The following is a 22,244-nucleotide window of genomic DNA, read 5'->3' as shown; positions in this document are numbered from 1 at the left end:
GGCCCCAGTCGCACCACCTCAGTGACCGGTGTCACCTCGTATCAGGTGTAACCCACATTCTTTGTGTGAAGCCCACCAAGCCGTCGTTCCACCCTTTGTCGACCGCTGACGGTGCCCTGCGCGCGGGGCCTGGGATAGCGTCGCCGAGTCCCCGCCCCCGTCACCCGCCCGGAGTGAGCCCGAACATGAGCACCGCCGCCGCCACGTCAGTCCGCCCCGGCGAGGTCCTCGCCGACCGTCTGCCCTTCTCCGGCGTCCGCGCCCGCGATGTCGCGCTCGTGGTGGGCGGCGCCGCGCTCACCGGGCTCGCGGCCCAGATCGCCGTGCCCGTGCCGGGCTCGCCGGTCCCGGTCACCGGCCAGACCTTCGCGGCCCTGCTCGTCGGCACCACCCTCGGCGCGGGCCGGGGTGTCGCCGCCCTCGCGCTGTACGCGCTGGCCGGCCTGGCCGGCGTGCCGTGGTTCGCGAACGGCACGTCCGGCGTCGGCGTCTCCTTCGGCTACATCCTCGGCATGATCCTGGCGGTCGCCGCCGTGGGCGCCCTGGCCCGCCGGGGTGGCGACCGCTCCACGCTGCGGATGGCCGGCACGATGCTCGTCGGCGAGGCGATCATCTACGCCGTCGGCGTCCCGTACCTCGCCGCCACCGCCGACATCAGCCTCTCCTCCGCCGTCGCGCTCGGCCTCACCCCCTTCCTGATCGGCGACGCCGTCAAGGTCGTGCTGGCCATGGGGCTGCTGCCGACGGCATGGAAGCTGCTGAAGAAGTGACGCCGTCGGCTCACCGCCGCTGACCGGGCGCCGGGCCCTCCGGCGTCCCGGGTCAGGACCCCTGTCGGGCCCGCCGCTGGTTCCACCACAGGCCGGCGGCACCGGCGGAGATGAGCGCGGCGCCCGCCATGCCCAGCGGCAGGACGCGGTCGGCCGGTCCGGTCTGCGGCAACTCGTCCGGCGCGTCGTCCTTTCCGCCCCCACCACTGCCACCGCCGCCCGGGGTGACCGGACTGTTGTCGGTGCCGAGCAGCAGCGGCGTGGCGGGCTCGTTCGGTGACTGGTTGGTCGTGCCGAACGGGACCGGCCCCTGCTGCCAGTACGTCTTCGAGCCGTCGGCGTTCTGCACGGGCAGACAGATCTTGCCCTGCTTCCCCAGGTCGTACGTGGCGTCGATCGCATAGGTCTTCGACTTTCCGGCCGCCAGATCGTCGATCGTGCACGCGAAACCGCTGTTCGCGCCGTCGGGAAGATCCCCCTCCGGAATTTCCGAACAACCCTTCACGTTCTTGACCGTCAAGCCGTCGAAACCGACCACGAGCATGCGGATTTCGCCGCTCGCCTTGCTGCCGTCGTTCTTCACGACGCCGGTGATATCCGTTTCCCCGGACTTGTTGTCGACTTTGATCTCCTTGGACAGCAGCGTCGAGAGCTTTACGTCCGCCGGTGCCGCGTCCACGGTCTTTCCGCCATGATTGCTCAATCCCCCCTCGTCGTCCGCCGAGGCCGTGAAGCCGAGGATCATCACCGACGTGAACGACGCGGTGAGCAGCGATCCGGCGATGGCAGCCTTACGATGAGAACTCATGTTCCATCCCCCTCGGGTCCCCCTGGCCGTGCCTGAATTCACGGCCTATGAAGAGGTACCACAAGATTTCCCGCCACTATGCTGGTGCGGCACGAAGTGTGACCAATGCGCGACGATGTGGTTCCGCTGTGGCGCGTGCGGTCGGTTGGGAAAGGGTTGTCGAAGGGGGGCATGGGGGTGCCGGAAATAACACGGGGCGGTGTTCCGGGTCTTATCGTGGCCGACCGATATCGACTGGTCGAATGCATCGGCCAGGGCGGAATGGGTCGGGTCTGGCGGGCCGTCGACGAAATACTCGACCGGCAGGTGGCCGTCAAGGAAATGCGTATCGACGGCCAGGACCCGGAGGACAGCCGCACCCGACGCGAGCGAACCCTGCGCGAGGCCAGGGCCACGGCCCGGATCGACCACCCCAACGTCGTGCGCGTCTACGACGTCGTCGACGCGGGCGAACGGCTCTGGATCGTCATGGAACTCATCGACGGCCGCTCCCTGGAACGGCTCGTGGCGGAGGACGGCCCCCTGGACCCGTACGACACGGCCCGGATCGGCCTCGAACTCGTCGACGCGCTGGGCCAGGTGCACGCCCAGGGCGTCCTGCACCGCGACATCAAACCGGCCAACGTCCTCATCAAGCGCACGGGCACCCACCGGGCCGTCCTCACCGACTTCGGCATCGCCGCCATCCAGAACGCCGAGGCCCTCACCATGGCCGGCATGCTCGTCGGCTCCCCCGACTACATGGCCCCCGAGCGGATCTCCGGCCGCCCCCAGGGCCCGCCCTCCGACCTCTGGTCCCTCGGCGCCACGCTCTGCGCGGCCCTCGGCGGACGCTCCCCCTTCTCCCGCACCACCACCCTCGCCACCCTCCACGCCGTCCTCTACGAGGAGCCCGAACTCCCCGCAGCCGCGGGCCCCCTCGGACACCTCCTGTCCGCCCTCCTGGCCAAGGACCCCGAGGCCCGCCCCGGCCTGCCCCAACTCACGGAGACCTTGCGGGCCGTCGCCACGGGGGCGGCGGAGCCGGGACGACGGGCAACGGCGGAAGAAGAGCCCGCCGGTGAGCCGACTTACCCGGGCGAACGAGGTGAACCAGGTGAATTGGGTGAACCAAGCGAGTTGGCTGAGCCGGGTGACCTGACCGACCCGATCGAGCCGACCGACCCGGATCCCGGAACCGGAGACGCCACAGCGCGGCGCGAGGAGGCGAATTCCGGCATCACGGAGCCCGCCCCCGCCGAGCAGACGCCCCTCTCGCCCGTACCGCGCCCCACCCCCACAGAACGCACCGCCCCGGCACCGGAGCCGACACCCCCCGCACCCATACAGCACCCCACCCCCACGGCACGCTCAGCCCCGGAACCCGACCGAGCCACCACCCCCGTCCGCCGCCGCACCCCGCTCCCGTCCCCGCAACCCTCCGCGTCCCAGCCCCCGGTGGCCGCCCCCCACCCCAACACCTCGCCGGAGGCTCCCGCACCCTCCGCCGACAGCGATCTACCGACCCGGCCCAGGCCCACCCCGACGCCCATTCCCTCGCCCGTTCCGGCGCCCGCCCCCATGCCCCCCGGCGAACTCCCGGGCCCACCCGTACCGTCCAGCCGTACGGAACCGGACGATGCCGCGAGCCCCGTAGCCCCCCGGCGCGACCACCGCCGTATCGGCCTCGTCGCGGCCGCCGCCGTGGCCGTGACCGCCGCCGTGGCCGCGGTCGTCGTACCGGCGATGAACGGCTCCCCCGACGGCAAGGGCGACAAGGCGTCGTCGACGACCTCCTCGCCCTCCGGCCCGTCCCCCTCTCCCACCGTCGCCGGCACCTCCCGCCCGCCGAAGCTCCCGCCGGGGGCCCGTACGGAGGCCGGTGTCTTCGCCTGGGTCCCACCCGACGGCTTCTCCCGTGAGGTGCACGCCGGCGCGGAGGTGCACTACACCTCGCCGGACGCCCGGCAGGAGATCGTCGGCAAGGCCTCCCTCGCCCGCGGCGACCTGCTGGAGCAGTGGCGGAAGAAGGAGAAGAGCACCAGCCAGGGGCCGGGGTACCGGCGGATCCGCCTGGAGGAGACGGAGTTCCGTGGCAGGCCCGCCGTCGTGTGGGAGTACACCGTCACCGCCCAGGAACTGCCCTGGCACGTCCGCTCCCTGGGCTTCAACACAGACGGCAAGTCCTACCAGCTGACCACCTGGTACCACCCCGACATCGAGGACCGCGCCCTCCCGATCTACGAGAAGGTCGAGGAGAGCTTCACCGTTCCTGTGAACTGAGCAGGGGGTGAGCCCACTCAGCCGCACGCCCCGAACGGTCTTGGGCGTACTGGTCCCCGGCGTACTCGACCCCGGGGCAGCGACACGCATCCTGTACGTGGTCCGATCCCGGGAAGCCAGTTCCCTTGTAGAACCTCCAGGGGCGCGCGAAGAGGGCCCGGCGGCGGAAGAACCACCACCAGACCCCTCATCCGGACCTACGAGTCGGTCAGTGCACCGTGTCGGAAACCTTGTCGGCGGAGTCGGTGGCGGCCTTCCCGGCCCCGACCTTCTCCTTCACCAGCGCGATGCCGACGACGACCGCCGCGACCAGCAGCGACAGCAGCAGGATCTCGCGGTTGCCGTGCTCGGTGTCGGTGAGCATGTAGCCGAGGACGAAGAGGATCAGCCCGATGGTGGCCCACGTCAGATACGGGTACAGCCACATCTTCACGACGAGCTTCTCCGGCGTCTCCCGCTCGATGATCCGCCGCATGCGCAGCTGCGAGAAGCAGATGACGAGCCACACGAACAGGGCGACCGCACCGGAGGAGTTGACCAGGAAGAGGAAGACACCCTCGGGGAAGAAGTAGTTGAAGATGACGGCGACGAACCCGAAGACCACCGAGGACAGAATGGCCGCCATCGGCACACCCCGCGTGTTCGTACGGCCGAAGGCGCGCGGCGCGTCCCCGCGCGTACCCAGCGAGAACGCCATCCGCGACGCGGTGTAGAGGCCGGAGTTGAGACAGGACAGCACCGAGGTCAGCACGATGAAGTTCATGATCTGCCCGGCGTGCGCGATCCCCAGGGAGTCCAGGGCGGCCACGTAGGAGCCCTTCTCCTTGATCGACGGGTCGTTCCACGGCAGCAGGGTCACCACGACGAAGATCGAGCCGAGGTAGAAGACGCCGATCCGCCAGATGATGCTGTTGGTGGACTTGGTGACCGCCTTCTGCGGGTCCTCCGTCTCCCCGGCGGCCAGCGTGGCGATCTCGCTGCCCATGAAGGAGAAGACGACCAGCAGCACACCGATGAGGATGGCGCCCGCGCCGTTGGGCAGGAACCCGCCGTGCTCGGTCAGGTTGGCCAGCCCGGCCTTCTCGGTGTCGGCGCCCGGCAGCAGCCCGAACACCGCGAGACCGCCCACCACGATGAACGCGGCGATCGCGACGACCTTGATCCCGGCGAACCAGAACTCGAACTCGCCGTAGGAGCCCACCGACACCAGGTTCGTGGCGGTCAGCACGACCATCACGATCAGCGCCCACCCCCACTGCGGTACGGCCGGGATCCAGCCCTCCAGGATCACCGCACCCGCGGTCGCCTCGACCGCGAGCACGACGACCCAGAAGAACCAGTACAGCCAGCCGATCGAGAACCCGGCCCAGCGCCCGAGCGCGCGGTCGGCGTGGGCGGAGAACGAACCCGAGGTCGGGTTGGCGGCGGACATCTCACCGAGCATCCGCATCACCAGCACCACCATGGTGCCGACGAGCGCGTACGACAGCAGGATGCCGGGGCCGGCCGTGGCGATGCCGGAACTGGACCCGACGAAGAGACCGGCGCCGATCACACCACCGATGGCGATCATCGACAGATGGCGGTTCTTGAGACCGGCGTGCAGCCCGGGGGAGGGGGGTGTGGAGGAGCCTGGGGTGTCCGCCTGATGCGGCAGAGTCGGCTGGGAGGTCATGGGGGGAGGTTTCCTTTGCGCCGTTGTGGGGACTTCCGTGCGTCTGCCCAAGGACTCCCCGATCGACTCTCATCAGAGCGGGAGACGAGAGTGCGCAGCTGGGGGCCGAATGGGCCGCTGTAAAGATCGGTCCAGTGAATCGGAGGTGAAAGCATTCCTGAACCTTTGAATCCAGATCGTTACTTGAGGTTTACTTGAGCTTCCGTGGTCAAGCTCATGGTTTCCCGGTCCCGCACCCCGTCGTGCCGCCCCGAAACACGCGTGTCACACTCGGACCATGCGCGTCTACCTCGGCTCGGATCACGCCGGATACGAACTCAAGAACCACGTCGTCGAGTGGCTGAAGGCCGCCGGCCACGAGCCCGTCGACTGCGGGCCCCACATCTACGACGCCCAGGACGACTACCCGCCGTTCTGCCTCCGCGCGGCGGAGCGTACGGCCGCGGACCCCGGGTCCCTCGGCATCGTCATCGGCGGCTCGGGCAACGGTGAGCAGATCGCGGCGAACAAGGTGGCCGGCGTCCGCGCCGCCCTCGCGTGGAGCGCCGAGACCGCGGCGCTCGGGCGCGAGCACAACAACGCGAACGTGGTCGCGGTCGGCGCCCGCATGCACTCCCAGGAAGACGCGACCAAGTTCGTCGAGACCTTCCTCAACACCCCGTTCTCCGGTGACGAGCGTCACATCCGCCGCATCGACATGCTGGCGTCCTACGAGACGACGGGCGACCTGCCCCCGATCCCGGCCCACCACCCCCAGCCGTAGAGGTCGAAAAGCACGGGGCGCAGCCCAGGCTTTTCAGGGGCGCGGGGAACTGCGCGAGAACCCCCACCCACCCGCACCCGACAACGCACCCCCGACGGCCCCCACCCACCCTGCCGAACCCCCGGAGGACCCCGTGCCGGAGGGGCACACCATCCACCGCCTCGCCGAAGACTGCCTGACCCACTTCGGCGGCGGTGACCGGCCCACCCACGTCACCAGCCCCCAGGGCAAGTTCGCCGACGCGGCCGCCCTCCTCACCGGCACCCCCCTCCACACCGCCGAAGCCCACGGCAAGCACCTCTTCCTGCGCTTCGGCGACCCGGACGCCGAGGAATGGGTCCACATCCACCTCGGCCTCTTCGGCAAGGTCACCTTCGGCCCGGCCCCCGCGCCCCCGCCCACGGACACCGTGCGCCTGCGGCTGCGCAACGACACGGCGTACATGGACCTCCGCGGCCCGACGACCTGCGCCCTGATCACGGACGCCGAGAAGCAGGCCGTGCACGCCCGCCTCGGCCCCGACCCCCTCCGCCCCGACGCCGACCCGGCCCGCGCGTACGCCAGGATCTCCCGCAGTCGTACGACGATCGCCGCGCTCCTCCTGGACCAGAAGGTGATCGCGGGCGTCGGCAACGTCTACCGCGCGGAGGTCCTCTTCCGGCACGGCGTCGACCCGTACCGCGCGGGCAAGGACCTCACCCCGGCGGAGTGGGACGCGATCTGGGCCGACCTCGTCGCCCTGATGCGCGAGGGCGTACGCCACAACCGCATCGACACGGTCCGCCCCGAGCACCTCCCGGAGGCGATGGGCCGACCGCCCCGCGTCGACGACCACGGCGGTGAGGTGTACGTGTACCGCAGGGCGACCCTGCCCTGTCACATCTGTGGCGGCGAGATCCGCACCGCCGATCTCGCCGCCCGCAACCTGTTCTGGTGCCCGTCCTGCCAACAGCGGTGAACCGGCGCCGCCCCGCCCTAGAACCCGTGCGGCAGCCAGGGCGCGAGCCCCGACGCCAGGAACGCCGTGGACGCCTCCGCCAGCGCCCCCTCCCGCAGCTCCCGCACCCGCCCGGCCGCGGCCAGTGAGGTCAGGCTCACGCCACCCAGATAGGCCGCCCCCAACTCCCGTACGGAGAGGGAGAGATCGGCGGCGTCGGCGGTCCGGTCGCAGGTCGCGCCCTTGGTGTCGCCGGTGAGTCGCCAACGCCCCTCGTTCCAGGGGCAGAAGGCGTCCTCGACCTCGAACACGACGTCCACCGGCGCCTGATAGGTCCGCGCCCGCAGCGCCGCGCCGACCTCGACGAGCCGCAGGTGCAGATCGTCCTTCACCCGCAGCCCGCACCGGCGGACGTCCGACACCAGATGCAGCACCGGCTCGTCCACCGGCAGACGGTGGGCGACCACGCACTGCGTCAGGTCGATGTCGAAGAGGAACCGCCACAACGCGGCCCGCGCGGCGGGGTCCGCGGCCTCCAGCGAGCTCAACTGGACCACGCCCTGCGGCCCGGCCTGCCCCCAGTCGGACTTGATCCGGTAGCGGGCGTACCCCACCACCTCGGACCCGCCCCCGTCACCGGCCCGCTCCGCCACCACGCACTGCAGCGGAGAGGCCCCGTCCCGGTGGCGTTCCGTGTCGAGGAGATCCACCCGCTCCCAGCCGGGCCGCCGCTCCAGCATCCCCGGCCGCTCCGGCACCCGGCGCGCGTACACCGCCTCGCACACGTCGAGCACCTCGGCGGGATCCGCGTACCGCAGCCGTACGTCGTCCGTGCCGGGCGGTACGGACAGCCGTACCCGGGCGGTGTCGATGTCGGCGGAGACCCGGTGCGTGGCCAGGCCGTACCCGAAGCGGCCGTAGATCACCGGCTCGGACGCGGTCAGCACGGCCAGCGGCTCGCCCCAGGAGCGGATGTCGTCCAACTGCCGCCGCATCATGGACGTCAGCACCCCGCGCCGCCGGTGCGTGGCCGCGACGCCGACCATCGTGACGCCCGCCGCCGGGACGACGGCGCCGCCGGGCACCGTGAGCCGGAAGTCGAACGCCCCGGCCGTGCCCACGCATTGATCGCCGTCCCACACGCCGATCGAGCGGTCGTACGGAGTGAGTGCCTGCCACAACTCCCGTTCCTCGACGGGTTCGGTGGCGCCGCCGAAGGCGCGGAGGAGGTTGTCGTACCAGACGTTCCAGTCTTCCTTGCGCAGCGTCCGCAGCTCAGTCGTCATACGCCATGCCTAGCAGGGCAATCCGGTACGAGCGAACGAATTTGCCCCGCGCGTCGCCGTTCGACGTGGGATCCTTCCCAGGTGCCGCACGGAGGGCGCACGGGGGCCGAACGACGCGTTCCGGTGTGAGATCTGTGTGAGATTCGTCGTGAACCGGCCCTCGGAAGGGGGACAAGTAGGACCTCCTGTGCACAGGGGCTGGTCCGATGGATAAGGTCCCGAACAATGGCAGCAGGACGAGAGCGGCGCGCGGCGGCCGATACGCTCACGGCCCGGATGAAGAAGCTGGTTCACCGGGCCCGCACCGGCGTGCGCAAATCCGCCGTCGACTACTTCCGCGGGGACGGCTCCGACTGGATCGCCCTCGCCGGTCTGCTGCTGATGATCCCGCTGATCGCCTGCTTCACGATGATCAACGAGGTCTGGTTCTCGCCCGCCGCGCTCGTCCTCCCCATCGTCGCGGGTGGTCTGCTGCTCCGGCCCGCCAGCCTCCTCGGCCTCTACGCGGCCGCCGCGACCGCGCTGATCGTGGAGTCCGTGCAGCTCGGCCCCTACACCGACGGTCCGGCCCGGGTCACGCCCGGCACCGTGCTGGTGGTCGCCGCCTGCGGTTTCTTCGGCCTCCTCATCGCCCAGTTCCGCAGCCGCGTCGGCGTCCCCTGGCGACGTGGCGGCACCATGCTCTTCGACCTGCGCGAACGCATCCGGGTGCAGAGCAAGTTGCCGCAGCTGCCGACCGGTTGGCACCGCGAGATGGCCCTGCGGCCGGCGGGCGGCCAGTCCTTCTCCGGCGACTTCGTCGTGGCCGCCCGGACGAACGGCGGCCGCACCCTCGAAGTCGTCCTCACCGACGTCTCCGGCAAGGGCATGGACGCCGGCTCCCGGGCCCTGCTCCTCTCCGGCGCCTTCGGCGGCCTGCTGGGATCGCTCCCACCGCACGCGTTCCTCCCGGCCGCCAACGGCTATCTCCTGCGCCAGGACTGGGACGAGGGCTTCGCGACCTCCATCCACCTCGTCCTCGACCTCGACTCCGGCGACTACGAGCTGTTCTCCGCGGGCCATCCGCCGGGCCTCCAGCTCAGCGCGGGCACCGGCCGCTGGGAGGAGAAGGCCGCCGAGGGGCCCCTCCTCGGTGTCTACGACGGCGCCCAGTTCGACCCCGTCAAGGGCTCGCTGCGCCCCGGCGACGTCCTGATGCTCTTCACCGACGGCCTCGTCGAGACCGCCGACCGCGACATCGTCGAAGGCATCGACCGCCTCACGGGCGAGGCCGACCGCTACGTGGCCGGCGGCTTCCACGGCGCCGCCTGGCACCTCATCGAAGCGGTCGCCAAGGACGTCAACGACGACCGAGCCCTCCTCCTCATCTGCCGAGAAGGCCCGACATCAACAAGGTGACACCCGCCCGTTGCAAGGTGGCGGGGCCGCGGGCCTGAAAAGCATGGGGCGCAGCCCCTGCTTTTCAGGGGCGCGGGGAACTGCGCGAGCAACCCCCATGCACCCGCACCCGCCCACGAACCCACCCCTCCCCTCCCATAAGGCGCCCAAGGGGGTCAAAGGGGCACAGCCCCTTGAGGACGGGAAGGGTAGGGGCGGCGGGGGCGACAACAAAAACCGCAACCACCCACACACAGGAGCCGGAGCCACCCTCATGCCCCCAACCCCCCTCTCCCTCCCCGAAGTGGAGACCCTCGCAAGAACCGCCCACGCCACCCAGACCGACAAGGCCGGCCACCCCTACACCGAACACCTCCAGGCCGTGGCGAACGGCGTCAGAGCAAGAGGCGGCGACGAGGACCAGATCGCCGCAGCCTGGCTGCACGACGCCATCGAGGACCACGCCCTCACCGAGGAATGGCTCACCGACGCCCCCCTCACCCCCCGCACGAAGGCGATCGTCCGAGCCCTCACCAAACACCCCGGCGAACCCCCGGAGACCTACGCCGCCCGCATCCTCGCCACCCCCGGCGCCCTCCTGGTCAAACAGTCCGACCTCGCCCACAACGCGAACCCCGCCCGCCTGGCCGCCCTGGACACCCCCACCCGCACCCGCCTGACCGCGAAGTACGCCCACATGCGAAACCTCCTCGACCTGCCGGACGAACCGACGACCGAGGAGGCCACATGACGCACCCGGCGAGACAGCGGTGAGACGGCCTGCGGCCCGCCCGCCCGGGAGACGGGCGGGGAGGCCGCGAGGCTAGGAGGCCTTGGCCCCGACCTTCCCCCGCTCCCGGGCCAGTTCGGCGGCGTCCCTCTTGAACGCCCACTCCATCTTCGGCTCCATGGCGAACCGGAACATCCGCTGCACCGGCGGCGTGCACAACACGGTGATGACGGCCGCGGCGAAGACCGTGACGACGAGCTCGCCCAGCGGCTGGTACACCCACGCGTTCGCGTCGTACCAGTCCCAGAAACGCGAGCCCTTCGCGAGGAACCCGTGCAGCAGGTAGCCGTACAGCGTGCCCGCGCCGAGCACGGTGAACCACATCTTCCGCCGGGGCACCCAGGCGAAGAAGCAGGTGGTGAGCACCATGGAGCAGCCGAAGAGCGCGAAGGTCATGACGACCCCGGCCCACCACGGCGCCCCCAGCTCCTGCGCGCTGTCACGGTGGTAAAACCACGCCGAGTTCATGTGCGGCCCCACCCAGTACGCCATCGCCAGCGCGGCGGCCGCCACCGGCACGGACAGCATCCGCACCTCACGACGCCGCATGAACTGGAAGTGCGCGGGCTTCATGAAGAGGCCGGCGACGAAGAACGGCAGGAACTGCAGGACGCGTTGCAGGTCCAGGTCGTCGCCGATGTCGGGCGAGACGGAGGCGAGCGCCGCGATGCCGAGTGCCACCGGGATCGGCCAGCGCACCACCTTCCACAGCGGGGTCGTCAGCCGCCACACGAACAGCGCGATCAGGAACCAGGTGAGGTACCACGGGTCGAGCAGGCTGATCGGGTGGGACGGGTCGTCGTTGCCGTACCGCTTGAAGAAGGAGTACGCGATCTCGAAGAGGACGTACGGCACGGCGATGCCGGTGATCAGCCGGCGGAGCCGGTCGGCGCGCATGTCGAAACTGCGCGAGAAGTAGCCGGAGATGATGATGAACGCCGGCATGTGGAAGGTGTAGACGAACATGTACAGCGCCTCGGCGGCGCGGCTGTGGTCGGTCAGCGGCTCCCACGCGTGCCCCATCGCGACGAGCACGATGGCGAGGTACTTGGCGTTGTCGAAGAACGCGTCACGTTGTTTGGCCGGTCTGGCGTCCGGGGAGGCGCCACCTGGCGTCGGGTGAGGGGACGAGGACTTCAGCGAGCGCGGGCTCGGCACTCCGTCGGCCGGCGACTGTGGTGACTGTGCCGGCGGGAGCGGCGCCCTGGACCGGTCGTGCGGTCGCAGCGAGTTCGTCACAGACCCTCCCGCCGGGGGCTCCGGGGGACGGTCCGAGCACTCGCTGCGCAAGCGGGGGACGAGGCAGCGGTGAACATCTGAGGCACCCTAGCGTTGTCTGTGCGATTTCGTAAAACCACCGACGTGAATCCTGTATTGAGGGGTACGTGTCACTCACGGGTACCCAGGATTCGGTGAAGTGTGCATCAGTCGGAACATCACCGTCCGTACACCTCACGGCGCTTGGCGTGCCTCGGTCTGTCCGCATTCATCCCGACTAAATGGTGCATAACGTGCGCAGGCGATTCCGGCGGAATGTCCGGTTAATTACCGCCCTGGGCACACCTCTTGGTGTGTCTGTGGCAACAATTCGAATTCCCTGCGCCCAGGTTGTGTGTGCACGGAAACGATCACCCCGAATTCACTTCCGAAGCCCTCCCGTTGACCGGGGGCGGGGGTGGCGCGGGTGCGGTGCCGTGGCCGACGTTGCCTCAGCCGCTGCATATGACGGCCTGGTTGGTGGCACGATGGTTCTGGCGGGGTGCGCGTGGGGTCGGCGCCCCGGGCCGGGAGTGCGGACCGACCGAGGGTGTGATCAGTGTGGCCATTTCGCTGTCAGTGGTGCTCTTGCTGGGGATCATCCTGGTGGTACTGATGCGAGGGGGGACGATCAAGGCCGGCCCGGCCGTCGTCGCCATCCTCTTCGGCTTCTTCCTCGCCTCGACGGGCATGGCCGACGACATCCAACGCTTCCTGAACTCGATAGCGGACACGATCAACTCGATCCAGTTCTAGCGACCGTGACCGTCCGACCACGCACGGTGAGCCGAGGAGCCGTCACGAAAAAACCTCCGGCCCGGTCCGAGGAATCCCTCGAACCGGGCCGGAGGCCGTTGGAGCGGGCGACGGGAATCGAACCCGCGTAGCTAGTTTGGAAGACTAGGGCTCTACCATTGAGCTACGCCCGCACAGCGCGCGCCGCAGGTCGGAGGACCGCGGCACTGAAGGCATCGTAGCGGGTCGGACGCCCCGGCCGCACACCCCTTCCGGTCGCGCCCCCCGGCCGCTCCCGCGCCCGCCGTCGCACGCGCCCGCGCACTCGGTAAATCCGGCAACCGTATGGCCTGCGGGCATGTACCCTACGTGTCGCACCAGACGGGGTGTGGCGCAGCTTGGTAGCGCGTCCGCTTTGGGAGCGGAAGGCCGTGGGTTCAAATCCCGCCACCCCGACCACCGTGCCGGTACGGCGCGCCCGCCCACCGGCAAGATCGCCTTTTGGGGCGTGTACCGCCTGCGGTTACTATGCAAGCTGCGCGCCCGTGTGTCTGCACTCTCACGTCTCTCAAGGGCCGCTAATCCGCTGAGGCCCTGCCGCAACCGGCAGGGGACCCCCCAGCAGAACCCCAAGAAGTCAGCCCCCAAGGAGACCGAACCGTGAAGAGCGCCGTGGAGACCCTGAACCCGACCCGGGTTCGGCTCAGCATCGAGGTGCCCTTCGAGGAGCTCAAGGACAGCCTCGACGCGGCGTACAAGAAGATCAACCAGCAGGTCACGGTGAAGGGCTTCCGCAAGGGCAAGATCCCGGCCCGCGTCATCGACCAGCGGTTCGGCCGCGGTGCGGTCCTGGAGGAGGCGGTCAACGACGCGCTTCCGAAGTTCTACACCGACGCGGTCAACGAGGCCGAGCTCAACGTCCTGGGCCAGCCCGAGGTCGACATCACGGAGCTGAAGGACGGCGAGACGCTGAACTTCACCGCCGAGGTCGACGTCCGCCCGACCATCGAGATCCCGGACTACTCCGGCATCGAGGTCGAGGTCGACGCCGTCGAGGTCACCGAGGAGGACATCGAGAAGGCGGTCGAGCAGCTGCGCGAGCGCTTCGCCTCCACCTCCCCGGTCGAGCGCGCCGCCGAGGACGGCGACGTCGTGACGATCGACCTGGAGGCCAAGGTCGACGGCGAGATCCTGGAGGACGGCGTCGCCGAGGGCGTCTCCTACACCATCGGCTCCGGCGAGCTGCTGGACGGCATCGACGACGCCGTGAAGGGCCTGGAGGCCGGTGGCGAGGCCACCTTCACCTCCGAGCTCAAGGGCGGCTCGGCGGCCGGCAAGGAGGCCGAGGTGACCGTCAAGGTCTCCCAGGTCGCCGCCCGTGAACTCCCGGCCCTGGACGACGAGTTCGCCCAGCTCGCCTCCGAGTTCGACACCCTCGAGGAGCTGCGCGCCGACAGCCGCAAGCGCCTGGAGAACATGAAGCAGTACGACCAGGCCACGCAGGCCCAGGAGCGCGTCCTGGAGAAGCTGCTGGAGCTCGTCGAGGTGCCCGTCCCCGAGAAGCTCCTCGAGGACGAGATCAACACCCGCAAGCACAACCTGGAGCACCACCAGCTCGGCCAGATGGGTCTCGACCTCGAGAAGTACCTCGAGATCCAGGGCAAGACGGTCGAGGAGTTCGACGCCGAGACCAAGGAAGCGGCCGTCAAGGGCATCAAGACCCAGTTCGTCCTCGACGAGCTGGTCTCCAAGGAGAAGCTGAACGTCAACCAGGAGGAGCTCACCGAGCACCTCATGCGCCGCGCGGCCTCCTCCGGCATGTCCCCGGACCAGTTCGCCCAGGCCGTCGTCCAGAACAACCAGGTCCAGCTCCTCGTCGGCGAGGTCGCCCGCGGCAAGGCCCTGGCCCTGGTCGTCGAGTCCGCCACGGTGAAGGACACCAACGGCGAGATCGTCGACCTGGACGACGAGGAGGAGGAGACCGAGGCCTCCGCCGAGACCACCGAGGAGACCGAGGGCTCCGCCGAGGCCGAGGAGAAGGCCCCCGAGGCCTGATCGCTCCGCTGTTCGCCTGACGACGGGCCCCTGGATCACTTGTGACCCAGGGGCCCGTCGGCCTACCCAAGGGGCGCGGGGAACTGCGCGACCAGCCCACGACAAGCCGCACTCGCCGATCCACAGCCCGTGGCAGACGCTTCTGCGGCTTGTTCCTGGCCGGTCGCGCAGTTCCCCGCGCCCCTGTCCGGGCCGGGGGCCACCACGCACCCGCTCAGCCAGCGGAGCGCATGCGCTGACAGCGAACAGTTCCCTCTGCGGGATTCACCGGCGGAGCCACCGCGTTAGGGTCCATGAATACGAGGGCGGAGCCGTCGGGAAAACGGCTCGGCCCCCGGAAGGGAAACGTGAAGACGGCCCGGCGCCGTCGTAAGACGAGCAGGTGGATACGTGACGAATCTGATGCCCTCCGCCGCCGGCGAGCCTTCCATCGGCGGTGGCCTCGGCGACCATGTCTACAACCGGCTGCTCAACGAGCGGATCATCTTCCTCGGCCAGCCGGTCGACGACGACATCGCGAACAAGATCACCGCACAGCTGCTGCTCCTTGCCGCCGACCCGGACAAGGACATCTACCTCTACATCAACAGCCCGGGCGGTTCCATCACGGCCGGCATGGCGATCTACGACACCATGCAGTACATCAAGAACGACGTGGTGACCATCGCCATGGGTCTCGCGGCCTCGATGGGGCAGTTCCTGCTCAGCGCGGGCACCCCGGGCAAGCGCTTCGCGCTGCCGAACGCCGAGATCCTGATCCACCAGCCCTCCGCGGGCCTGGCGGGCTCCGCCTCGGACATCAAGATCCACGCCGAGCGACTGCTGCACACCAAGAAGCGCATGGCCGAGCTCACCTCGCAGCACACCGGCCAGTCGGTCGAGCAGATCACCCGTGACTCGGACCGCGACCGCTGGTTCGACGCCTTCGAGGCCAAGGCCTACGGCCTCATCGACGACGTGATCGCCACCGCCGCGGGCATGCCGGGCGGCGGCGGCACCGGGGCCGGGCAGGCGTGACGGCACCCGCCGCCACGCACACCCCCGTAACGCCCCCAGCCGACCGCCTCAGCCCCTCTCAGGCTCCCAGGAGACACCAGTGAACGACTTCCCCGGCAGCGGCCTCTACGACAGCGCACGCTCCCAGTACTCGGGCCCTACGGCCGAGTCCCGCTACGTCATCCCGCGCTTCGTCGAGCGCACCTCGCAGGGCATCCGCGAGTACGACCCGTACGCGAAGCTCTTCGAGGAGCGGGTGATCTTCCTCGGCGTGCAGATCGACGACGCCTCCGCCAACGACGTCATGGCACAGCTGCTGTGCCTGGAGTCGATGGACCCCGACCGGGACATCTCGGTCTACATCAACAGCCCCGGCGGCTCCTTCACGGCGCTCACCGCGATCTACGACACGATGCAGTTCGTGAAGCCCGACATCCAGACGGTCTGCATGGGCCAGGCGGCCTCCGCCGCCGCGATCCTGCTGGCCGCCGGTACGCCGGGCAAGCGCATGGCGCTGCCGAACGCCCGCGTCCTGATCCACCAGCCGTACAGCGAGACGGGCCGCGGTCAGGTCTCCGACCTGGAGATCGCCGCCAACGAGATCCTCCGGATGCGCGCGCAGCTGGAGGAGATGCTGGCCAAGCACTCGACCACGCCGATCGAGAAGATCCGCGAGGACATCGAGCGCGACAAGATCCTCACGGCCGAGGACGCGCTGTCGTACGGCCTGATCGACCAGATCATCTCCACGCGGAAGATGAACAACAACAGCGTCCGCTGACCGCGAAAAGGCTGTAATGTCTGCCGCCCCTTGGCATGGTTGGCACCGTTTGACCCAGTGCACGACAAGGTGCACGTCAAAGCGAACCGTGCCAAGGGGGGCCCGAACGGGGGGCCCGGCAAGGTACCGTCGACATAAGGCAGCACCAGGAGCCGCTGGATCGAAATCGTCCAGTCGTCTCCCAGGCGAAGGGGAAGCACACCGTGGCACGCATCGGTGACGGCGGCGATCTGCTCAAGTGCTCGTTCTGCGGCAAGAGCCAGAAGCAGGTCAAGAAGCTCATCGCAGGGCCCGGTGTGTACATCTGCGACGAGTGCATCGACCTCTGCAACGAGATCATCGAGGAGGAGCTCGCCGAGACCAGCGAGGTGCGCTGGGAGGAACTCCCCAAGCCCCGCGAGATCTACGAGTTCCTCGAGGGGTACGTGGTCGGCCAGGAGGCGGCCAAGAAGGCGCTCTCCGTTGCCGTCTACAACCACTACAAGCGGGTCCAGGCCGGTGAGAACGGCGGCGGTCAAAGCCGCGAGGACGCCATCGAGTTGGCGAAGTCCAACATCCTGCTGCTGGGCCCCACGGGCTCCGGCAAGACCCTCCTCGCCCAGACCCTCGCGCGCATGCTGAACGTCCCGTTCGCGATCGCGGACGCGACCGCGCTGACGGAGGCGGGGTACGTCGGCGAGGACGTCGAGAACATCCTGCTGAAGCTCATCCAGGCGGCCGACTACGACGTCAAGAAGGCCGAGACCGGGATCATCTACATCGACGAGATCGACAAGGTGGCCCGAAAGAGCGAAAACCCGTCCATCACCCGCGACGTGTCGGGTGAAGGCGTGCAGCAGGCCCTCCTGAAGATCCTCGAAGGCACGACGGCCTCGGTCCCCCCGCAGGGCGGCCGCAAGCACCCGCACCAGGAGTTCATCCAGATCGACACGACGAACGTCCTGTTCATCGTGGGCGGCGCCTTCTCCGGCCTGGAGAAGATCATCGAGTCCCGGGCCGGCGCCAAGGGCATCGGCTTCGGCGCCACGATCCGCTCGAAGCGCGAACTCGAGTCGAAGGACCAGTTCGAGGACGTCATGCCGGAGGACCTGGTCAAGTTCGGCATGATCCCGGAGTTCATCGGCCGTCTCCCGGTCATCACCTCGGTCCACAACCTGGACCGCGAGGCCCTGCTCCAGATCCTCGTCGAGCCGCGCAACGCGCTGGTGAAGCAGTACCAGCGCCTCTTCGAACTCGACGGTGTGGAGCTGGACTTCGAGCGCGAGGCCCTCGAAGCCATCGCCGACCAGGCCATCCTCCGCCAGACCGGCGCCCGCGGCCTGCGCGCCATCATGGAGGAAGTCCTCATGTCCGTGATGTACGAGGTCCCGTCCCGCAAGGACGTGGCCCGAGTCGTCATCACAGCGGACGTCGTCCACTCGAACGTGAACCCGACGCTCATTCCGCGCGATGCACGGGGCCGGGGGCCGGGGGAGCAGAAGACGGCGTAGCCCGCAGAGACACGCACGCGGAGAGGGCACCCGACGAATGCGTCGGGTGCCCTCTCCGCGCTCGATCTCCTTCTGATTCAAGCCAGTTGATCGAGAAACAGTGGTGTCATGGCCGCCTCAATGATCTCCTGTCCCCATCAGGGCAGACCACCCTGACGGTTTGAGACGGAAAGGATCTTGGCGTTGAAGGTAAGGCGCTTCTTGACAGTGCTGAGTGTGGTTGCGGCGGCGGGGGTTCTGCCGGTGGTTACGGCTGGTGGGGCACACGCCTCCACTGCCCGGTGCGTGAACTATCTCGGCGGTAAGGGTTACGCAATCGGCCCGAGGGTGGGTGCGGCTTGCGCTTTCGCGGCTCTGACTGCGCCGATCGGCAACAGCAAGATTGCCAACCCCAATTGCTACTCACGGCTCGTTGGCCTGGGCGTTACCTCGACGCATGCGCTTGAAGCGTGCATACGGGCCTGACAGGCCCTTGAACAGCTGACGAGGCAATAAGGAAGAGGGGCACCCCCTGTCGCTTGGCATGGGTGCCCCTCTTCGATGTGGCTCAGGCCTTGACGCGGACCGCCTCGCGGAACTTCGCCGTGGTGTCTGCAGCCGTGGACTGGTCCGTCGCCTTCTCCGCCATGATGCTTGCCAGGTCCATCGGCATCACGATGCCGACGGTGCTGTAGTCACCCCACACGCAGAACGACAGGTTCATCACGCTCGGACCGTCGCTCGTACCGCCGGTCGGCTCCATCTTGGCGTCCTGGCACTTGAGGACCGCACCGTCGGCGGAGTCGTACGACTTCGGGTCCCCGACCATGGTGACCTTCGTGTCTTCGTCGCTCTTGCCGGACTCGGACTCCATGTGGTTCAGCATGGCGTCGACGACCTTCTCGGGGTCCTCGATCTCGCCGTAGACCCCGCTGAAGTGAAGCTGCTTCTGCGCCAGCGGGTTGTTCTCGTTGCCCGATACGTAAGAGGCGCTGACATCCTTGGGATTGCTCACCCCCCACTTCTCGGCGTCCTTCACGTCGCTATCCGACAAGGCGCCGCTGCCGCTGTCGTTCTTCTTGTAGTCACCGAGCACCGTCGCCGGCGTAGTCAGCTTGTGCGGCCCGTCGTCCGCGATGTCCGCGCCGCCGCCGCTGCCGAGGACGAAGTACGCGCCGACCGCGACCGCGGCCACCACGGCGACCGCGCCCAGGATGATGCCGACCTTCTTGCCGCCACCCCCGGAGGGGACCGGCGGCTGCGGCACCGTCGGGTAGGGCTGCTGACCGTACGGTGCCTGCTGCTGGCCGTACGGCGGGGTCTGCGGCGGAACGCCCTGGGGAGCCTGCTGGGGGTACCCGTAGCCGGGCTGCTGCGGCGGCGCCTGCTGCGGGTAGCCGTAGCCGGGCTGAGGGGCGGCCTGCGGCGGCTGCTGGCCGTAGGGGCCCGGCTGACCGTACGGTCCGGGCTGCTGGGGCTGCCCGCCGTACGGGCCCGGCTGGTTGTGACTCATGTTCTGGGTTCCCCTCCAGATGCTTATGTGTTCCTGACATCCTGGCGCAAAGTCGATGGGTGCCACGCACCGGGGGTCACACCGTTACGGAAGAATCCGGTTTCGGGACCACCCCGTGACACCCCTAAACTGAGCGGGTGACCGAGAACGCTCAGCAGCAGCCTCCAGCGCCCGCCACCGATCTGCCGACCCAGTACACGCCGGCCGATGTAGAGGGGACGCTGTACGAGCGCTGGGTAGAGCGTGGTTACTTCGCGGCCGACGCCAAGAGCGACAAGCCCGCGTACACCATCGTCATCCCCCCGCCGAACGTCACCGGCAGCCTGCACCTCGGGCACGCCTTCCAGCACACCCTCATGGACGCCCTGACCAGGCGCAAGCGCATGCAGGGCTATGAGTCGCTGTGGCTGCCCGGCATGGACCACGCCGGCATCGCCACCCAGAACAAGGTCGAGCAGCAGCTCGCCGAAGAGGGCAAGTCCCGCCACGACTTGGGGCGCGAGGAGTTCGTCGAGCGCGTCTGGCAGTGGAAGGAGGAGTACGGCGGCAAGATCCTCGGCCAGATGCGCCGCCTCGGCGACGGAGTCGACTGGGACCGCGAGCGGTTCACCATGGACGAGGGCCTGTCGAAGGCCGTCCAGACCATCTTCAAGCGGCTCTACGACGACGAGCTGATCTATCGCGCCGAGCGCATCATCAACTGGTGTCCCCGGTGTCTGACGGCCATCTCCGACATCGAGGTCGAACACCAGGAGGACGCCGGCGAGCTGGTCTCCATCCGGTACGGCGAGGGCGAGGACAGCCTCGTCGTCGCCACCACCCGCGCGGAGACGATGCTCGGTGACACCGCCGTCGCCGTCCACCCGGACGACGAGCGGTACCGGCACCTCATCGGCAAGCTGATCAAGCTGCCGCTCACCGACCGCTCCATCCCGGTCGTCGCCGACACCCACGTCGACCCGGAGTTCGGCACCGGCGCGGTCAAGGTCACGCCGGCCCACGACCCGAACGACTTCGCGATCGGCCAGCGTCACGACCTGCCGTCCATGACGATCATGGACGAGCACGGCGTCATCACCGTCCACGGCCCCTTCCTCGGCCAGGACCGCTTCGAGGCCCGCTCGGCCGTCGTCGGCGCGCTGCGCTCGCAGGGCCGGATCGTCGCCGAGAAGCGTCCGTACGTCCACTCCGTCGGCCACTGCTCGCGCTGCAGGACCACCGTCGAGCCGCGCCTGTCCATGCAGTGGTGGGTCAAGGTCGGACCCCTGGCCAAGGCCGCGGGTGACGCCGTCCGCGACGGCCGGGTCAAGATCCACCCCGAGGACATGTCGAAGCGCTACTTCGACTGGGTCGACAACATGTACGACTGGTGCATCTCGCGCCAGCTCTGGTGGGGCCACCGCATCCCCGTCTGGTACGGCCCCAACGGCGAGACCGTCTGCGTCGGCCCCGACGAGCAGCCGCCCGGCACCGAGGCCGAGGGCTGGACCCAGGACACCGACGTCCTGGACACCTGGTTCTCCTCGGGCCTGTGGCCGTTCTCCACGCTCGGCTGGCCCGAACAGACCGAGGACCTGCGGAAGTTCTACTCCACCGACGTCCTGCTCACCGGCCACGACATCATCTTCTTCTGGGTCGCCCGGATGATGATGTTCGGCCTCTACGCCATGGACGGCGAGGTCCCCTTCAAGACCATCGCGCTGACCGGCCTGGTCCGCGACGAGCGCGGCAAGAAGATGTCGAAGTCCTTCGGCAACGTCGTCGACCCGCTCGACTGGATGGACAAGTACGGCTCCGACGCGCTCCGCTTCACCCTCGCGCGCGGCGCCAACCCGGGCACCGACGTCCCGATCGGCGAGGACTGGGTCCAGGCCTCCCGCAACTTCGCCAACAAGATCTGGAACGCGACCCGCTTCGCGCTGATGAACGGCGCGACGGTCGAGGGCCCCCTGCCGGAGGCCTCGAAGCTCTCGGCGACCGACCGCTGGATCCTCGCCCGTCTGAACGAGACGGTCGAGCAGGTCGACGCGTACTACGAGGACTTCCAGTTCGCCAAGCTCAGCGACGCCCTGTTCCACTTCGCGTGGGACGAGGTCTTCGACTGGTACGTCGAGCTGTCCAAGACGACGTTCCAGGCGGGTGGCGAACCGGCCGAGGTCAGCAAGCGCGTCCTGGGCGAGGTCCTGGACGTCACGCTGCGCCTGCTCCACCCGGTCGTCCCGTTCGTCACGGACACCCTGTGGACCACGCTGACCGGCGGCGAGTCCCTGGTCATCGCCGACTGGCCCAAGGACAGTGGCTTCCGCGACGACGCCGCCGAGCGCGAGATCGAGCTGGTCCAGCAGGTCGTCACCGAGGTCCGCCGGTTCCGCGCCGACCAGGGCCTCCAGCCCGGCCAGCGCGTCCCGGCCCGGCTGACCCTCGACGGTACGGTCCTGGCCCCGCACGAGGCCGCGATCCGCCAGCTGCTGCGCCTCCAGCCGGAGGGCGAGGGCTTCGCGGCCACCGCGACCCTGCCGGTGGCGGGTGCCGAGGTCGCCCTCGACCTCTCCGGTGTCATCGACGTCGCCGCCGAGCGCAAGCGCCTCGCGAAGGACCTCGCGGCGGCGGAGAAGGAGAAGGCCCAGGCCACGGCCAAGCTCGGCAACGAGGCGTTCCTCGCGAAGGCGCCGGACCAGGTCGTCGACAAGATCCGGGGCCGCCTCGCCAAGGCGGACGAGGACATCGCCCGCATCGCCGCACAACTGGACCGACTGCCGCAGGCGTAGCT

Annotated in this window: 17 protein-coding genes and 2 tRNA genes; 13 read left to right on the top strand and 6 right to left on the bottom strand. The window is 69.1% G+C overall.

The window, feature by feature from the left end; translation table 11 throughout:
- Positions 1 to 185: 185 nt before the first annotated feature.
- The gene (locus tag L3078_RS15845; protein ID WP_239754298.1) at positions 186 to 770 is read left to right on the top strand and encodes a biotin transporter BioY; all 585 of its coding nucleotides are present in this window, start codon (positions 186 to 188) and stop codon (positions 768 to 770) included.
- Between the two features lie 52 nt (positions 771 to 822).
- Here L3078_RS15845 and L3078_RS15840 read toward each other — a convergent pair whose 3' ends face one another.
- On the bottom strand, positions 823 to 1,578 hold the full coding sequence (locus L3078_RS15840) for a cell wall protein (protein WP_239754296.1): 756 nt from the start codon (positions 1,576 to 1,578) through the stop codon (positions 823 to 825).
- A gap of 261 nt (positions 1,579 to 1,839) precedes the next feature.
- On the opposite strand from L3078_RS15840, the gene L3078_RS15835 reads away from it, so the two are divergent.
- Positions 1,840 to 3,840, top strand: coding sequence for a serine/threonine-protein kinase (locus L3078_RS15835; RefSeq protein WP_239760337.1), 2,001 nt, complete (start codon positions 1,840 to 1,842; stop codon positions 3,838 to 3,840).
- 208 nt (positions 3,841 to 4,048) lie between these two features.
- On the opposite strand, the gene L3078_RS15830 is transcribed toward L3078_RS15835, so the two are convergent.
- Positions 4,049 to 5,515: an amino acid permease gene (locus L3078_RS15830; RefSeq protein ID WP_239754294.1), complete on the bottom strand. Its 1,467-nt coding sequence runs from the start codon at positions 5,513 to 5,515 to the stop codon at positions 4,049 to 4,051.
- A 277-nt stretch (positions 5,516 to 5,792) separates the two neighbouring features.
- Between L3078_RS15830 and L3078_RS15825 the strand changes: the two genes are divergently transcribed.
- Complete coding sequence (locus L3078_RS15825; protein WP_239754293.1) at positions 5,793 to 6,278, top strand: ribose-5-phosphate isomerase; 486 nt, start codon at positions 5,793 to 5,795, stop codon at positions 6,276 to 6,278.
- Positions 6,279 to 6,411: 133 nt separating this feature from the next.
- Positions 6,412 to 7,236: an Fpg/Nei family DNA glycosylase gene (locus L3078_RS15820; RefSeq protein WP_239754292.1), complete on the top strand. Its 825-nt coding sequence runs from the start codon at positions 6,412 to 6,414 to the stop codon at positions 7,234 to 7,236.
- 17 nt (positions 7,237 to 7,253) lie between these two features.
- Here L3078_RS15820 and L3078_RS15815 read toward each other — a convergent pair whose 3' ends face one another.
- Complete coding sequence (locus L3078_RS15815) at positions 7,254 to 8,501, bottom strand: GNAT family N-acetyltransferase (protein ID WP_239754291.1); 1,248 nt, start codon at positions 8,499 to 8,501, stop codon at positions 7,254 to 7,256.
- Positions 8,502 to 8,726: 225 nt separating this feature from the next.
- On the opposite strand from L3078_RS15815, the gene L3078_RS15810 reads away from it, so the two are divergent.
- Together L3078_RS15810 and L3078_RS15805 are read left to right on the top strand one after the other, a co-directional pair.
- Complete coding sequence (locus L3078_RS15810) at positions 8,727 to 9,899, top strand: PP2C family protein-serine/threonine phosphatase (RefSeq protein WP_239754290.1); 1,173 nt, start codon at positions 8,727 to 8,729, stop codon at positions 9,897 to 9,899.
- A 253-nt stretch (positions 9,900 to 10,152) separates the two neighbouring features.
- Positions 10,153 to 10,629: an HD domain-containing protein gene (locus L3078_RS15805; RefSeq protein ID WP_239754289.1), complete on the top strand. Its 477-nt coding sequence runs from the start codon at positions 10,153 to 10,155 to the stop codon at positions 10,627 to 10,629.
- Between the two features lie 72 nt (positions 10,630 to 10,701).
- On the opposite strand, the gene L3078_RS15800 is transcribed toward L3078_RS15805, so the two are convergent.
- Positions 10,702 to 11,907 carry an acyltransferase family protein gene (locus L3078_RS15800; protein WP_239754288.1) on the bottom strand — a complete coding sequence of 402 codons (1,206 nt, stop codon included), beginning with the start codon at positions 11,905 to 11,907 and terminating at the stop codon, positions 10,702 to 10,704.
- A gap of 579 nt (positions 11,908 to 12,486) precedes the next feature.
- Here L3078_RS15800 and L3078_RS15795 point away from each other — a divergent pair.
- Positions 12,487 to 12,681, top strand: a complete 195-nt coding sequence (locus tag L3078_RS15795) for a hypothetical protein (RefSeq protein ID WP_033526477.1) — start codon at positions 12,487 to 12,489, stop codon at positions 12,679 to 12,681.
- Between the two features lie 99 nt (positions 12,682 to 12,780).
- Here the strand turns inward: L3078_RS15795 and L3078_RS15790 are convergent.
- A tRNA-Gly gene (locus L3078_RS15790) sits at positions 12,781 to 12,854 on the bottom strand.
- A gap of 188 nt (positions 12,855 to 13,042) precedes the next feature.
- On the opposite strand from L3078_RS15790, the gene L3078_RS15785 reads away from it, so the two are divergent.
- The 5 genes from L3078_RS15785 (at position 13,043) to clpX (ending at position 17,982) form a co-directional block, all read left to right on the top strand.
- Positions 13,043 to 13,119, top strand: a tRNA-Pro gene (locus L3078_RS15785).
- A gap of 201 nt (positions 13,120 to 13,320) precedes the next feature.
- Complete coding sequence (tig, locus tag L3078_RS15780) at positions 13,321 to 14,715, top strand: trigger factor (RefSeq protein ID WP_239754287.1); 1,395 nt, start codon at positions 13,321 to 13,323, stop codon at positions 14,713 to 14,715.
- 402 nt (positions 14,716 to 15,117) lie between these two features.
- A complete protein-coding gene (locus tag L3078_RS15775; RefSeq protein WP_239760336.1) occupies positions 15,118 to 15,732 on the top strand; it encodes an ATP-dependent Clp protease proteolytic subunit in 615 nt (204 codons plus the stop codon).
- Between the two features lie 79 nt (positions 15,733 to 15,811).
- A complete protein-coding gene (locus L3078_RS15770; protein WP_239754286.1) occupies positions 15,812 to 16,492 on the top strand; it encodes an ATP-dependent Clp protease proteolytic subunit in 681 nt (226 codons plus the stop codon).
- A 203-nt stretch (positions 16,493 to 16,695) separates the two neighbouring features.
- Positions 16,696 to 17,982, top strand: coding sequence for an ATP-dependent Clp protease ATP-binding subunit ClpX (gene clpX / locus L3078_RS15765; RefSeq protein WP_239754284.1), 1,287 nt, complete (start codon positions 16,696 to 16,698; stop codon positions 17,980 to 17,982).
- A 547-nt stretch (positions 17,983 to 18,529) separates the two neighbouring features.
- Here the strand turns inward: clpX and L3078_RS15760 are convergent.
- On the bottom strand, positions 18,530 to 19,474 hold the full coding sequence (locus tag L3078_RS15760; protein ID WP_239754283.1) for a hypothetical protein: 945 nt from the start codon (positions 19,472 to 19,474) through the stop codon (positions 18,530 to 18,532).
- Positions 19,475 to 19,611: 137 nt separating this feature from the next.
- Here L3078_RS15760 and L3078_RS15755 point away from each other — a divergent pair, with 137 nt between their 5' ends.
- A complete protein-coding gene (locus tag L3078_RS15755; RefSeq protein WP_239754282.1) occupies positions 19,612 to 22,242 on the top strand; it encodes a valine--tRNA ligase in 2,631 nt (876 codons plus the stop codon).
- Positions 22,243 to 22,244: the final 2 nt, after the last annotated feature.

Source organism: Streptomyces deccanensis (assembly GCF_022385335.1).
GTDB lineage: Bacteria > Actinomycetota > Actinomycetes > Streptomycetales > Streptomycetaceae > Streptomyces > Streptomyces deccanensis.
This window is presented reverse-complemented; position numbering and strand designations above follow the sequence as displayed.

Excerpts from the sequence above, each read along its gene's own strand:
- L3078_RS15845 (WP_239754298.1), top strand. The coding sequence starts at position 186 with ATGAGCACCGCCGCCGCCACGTCAGTCCGCCCCGGCGAGGTCCTCGCC.
- L3078_RS15840 (WP_239754296.1), bottom strand. The coding sequence starts at position 1,578 with ATGAGTTCTCATCGTAAGGCTGCCATCGCCGGATCGCTGCTCACCGCG.
- L3078_RS15835 (WP_239760337.1), top strand. The coding sequence starts at position 1,840 with ATGGGTCGGGTCTGGCGGGCCGTCGACGAAATACTCGACCGGCAGGTG.
- L3078_RS15830 (WP_239754294.1), bottom strand. The coding sequence starts at position 5,515 with ATGACCTCCCAGCCGACTCTGCCGCATCAGGCGGACACCCCAGGCTCC.
- L3078_RS15825 (WP_239754293.1), top strand. The coding sequence starts at position 5,793 with ATGCGCGTCTACCTCGGCTCGGATCACGCCGGATACGAACTCAAGAAC.
- L3078_RS15815 (WP_239754291.1), bottom strand. The coding sequence starts at position 8,501 with ATGACGACTGAGCTGCGGACGCTGCGCAAGGAAGACTGGAACGTCTGG.
- L3078_RS15810 (WP_239754290.1), top strand. The coding sequence starts at position 8,727 with ATGGCAGCAGGACGAGAGCGGCGCGCGGCGGCCGATACGCTCACGGCC.
- L3078_RS15805 (WP_239754289.1), top strand. The coding sequence starts at position 10,153 with ATGCCCCCAACCCCCCTCTCCCTCCCCGAAGTGGAGACCCTCGCAAGA.
- L3078_RS15775 (WP_239760336.1), top strand. The coding sequence starts at position 15,118 with ATGCCCTCCGCCGCCGGCGAGCCTTCCATCGGCGGTGGCCTCGGCGAC.
- L3078_RS15760 (WP_239754283.1), bottom strand. The coding sequence starts at position 19,474 with ATGAGTCACAACCAGCCGGGCCCGTACGGCGGGCAGCCCCAGCAGCCC.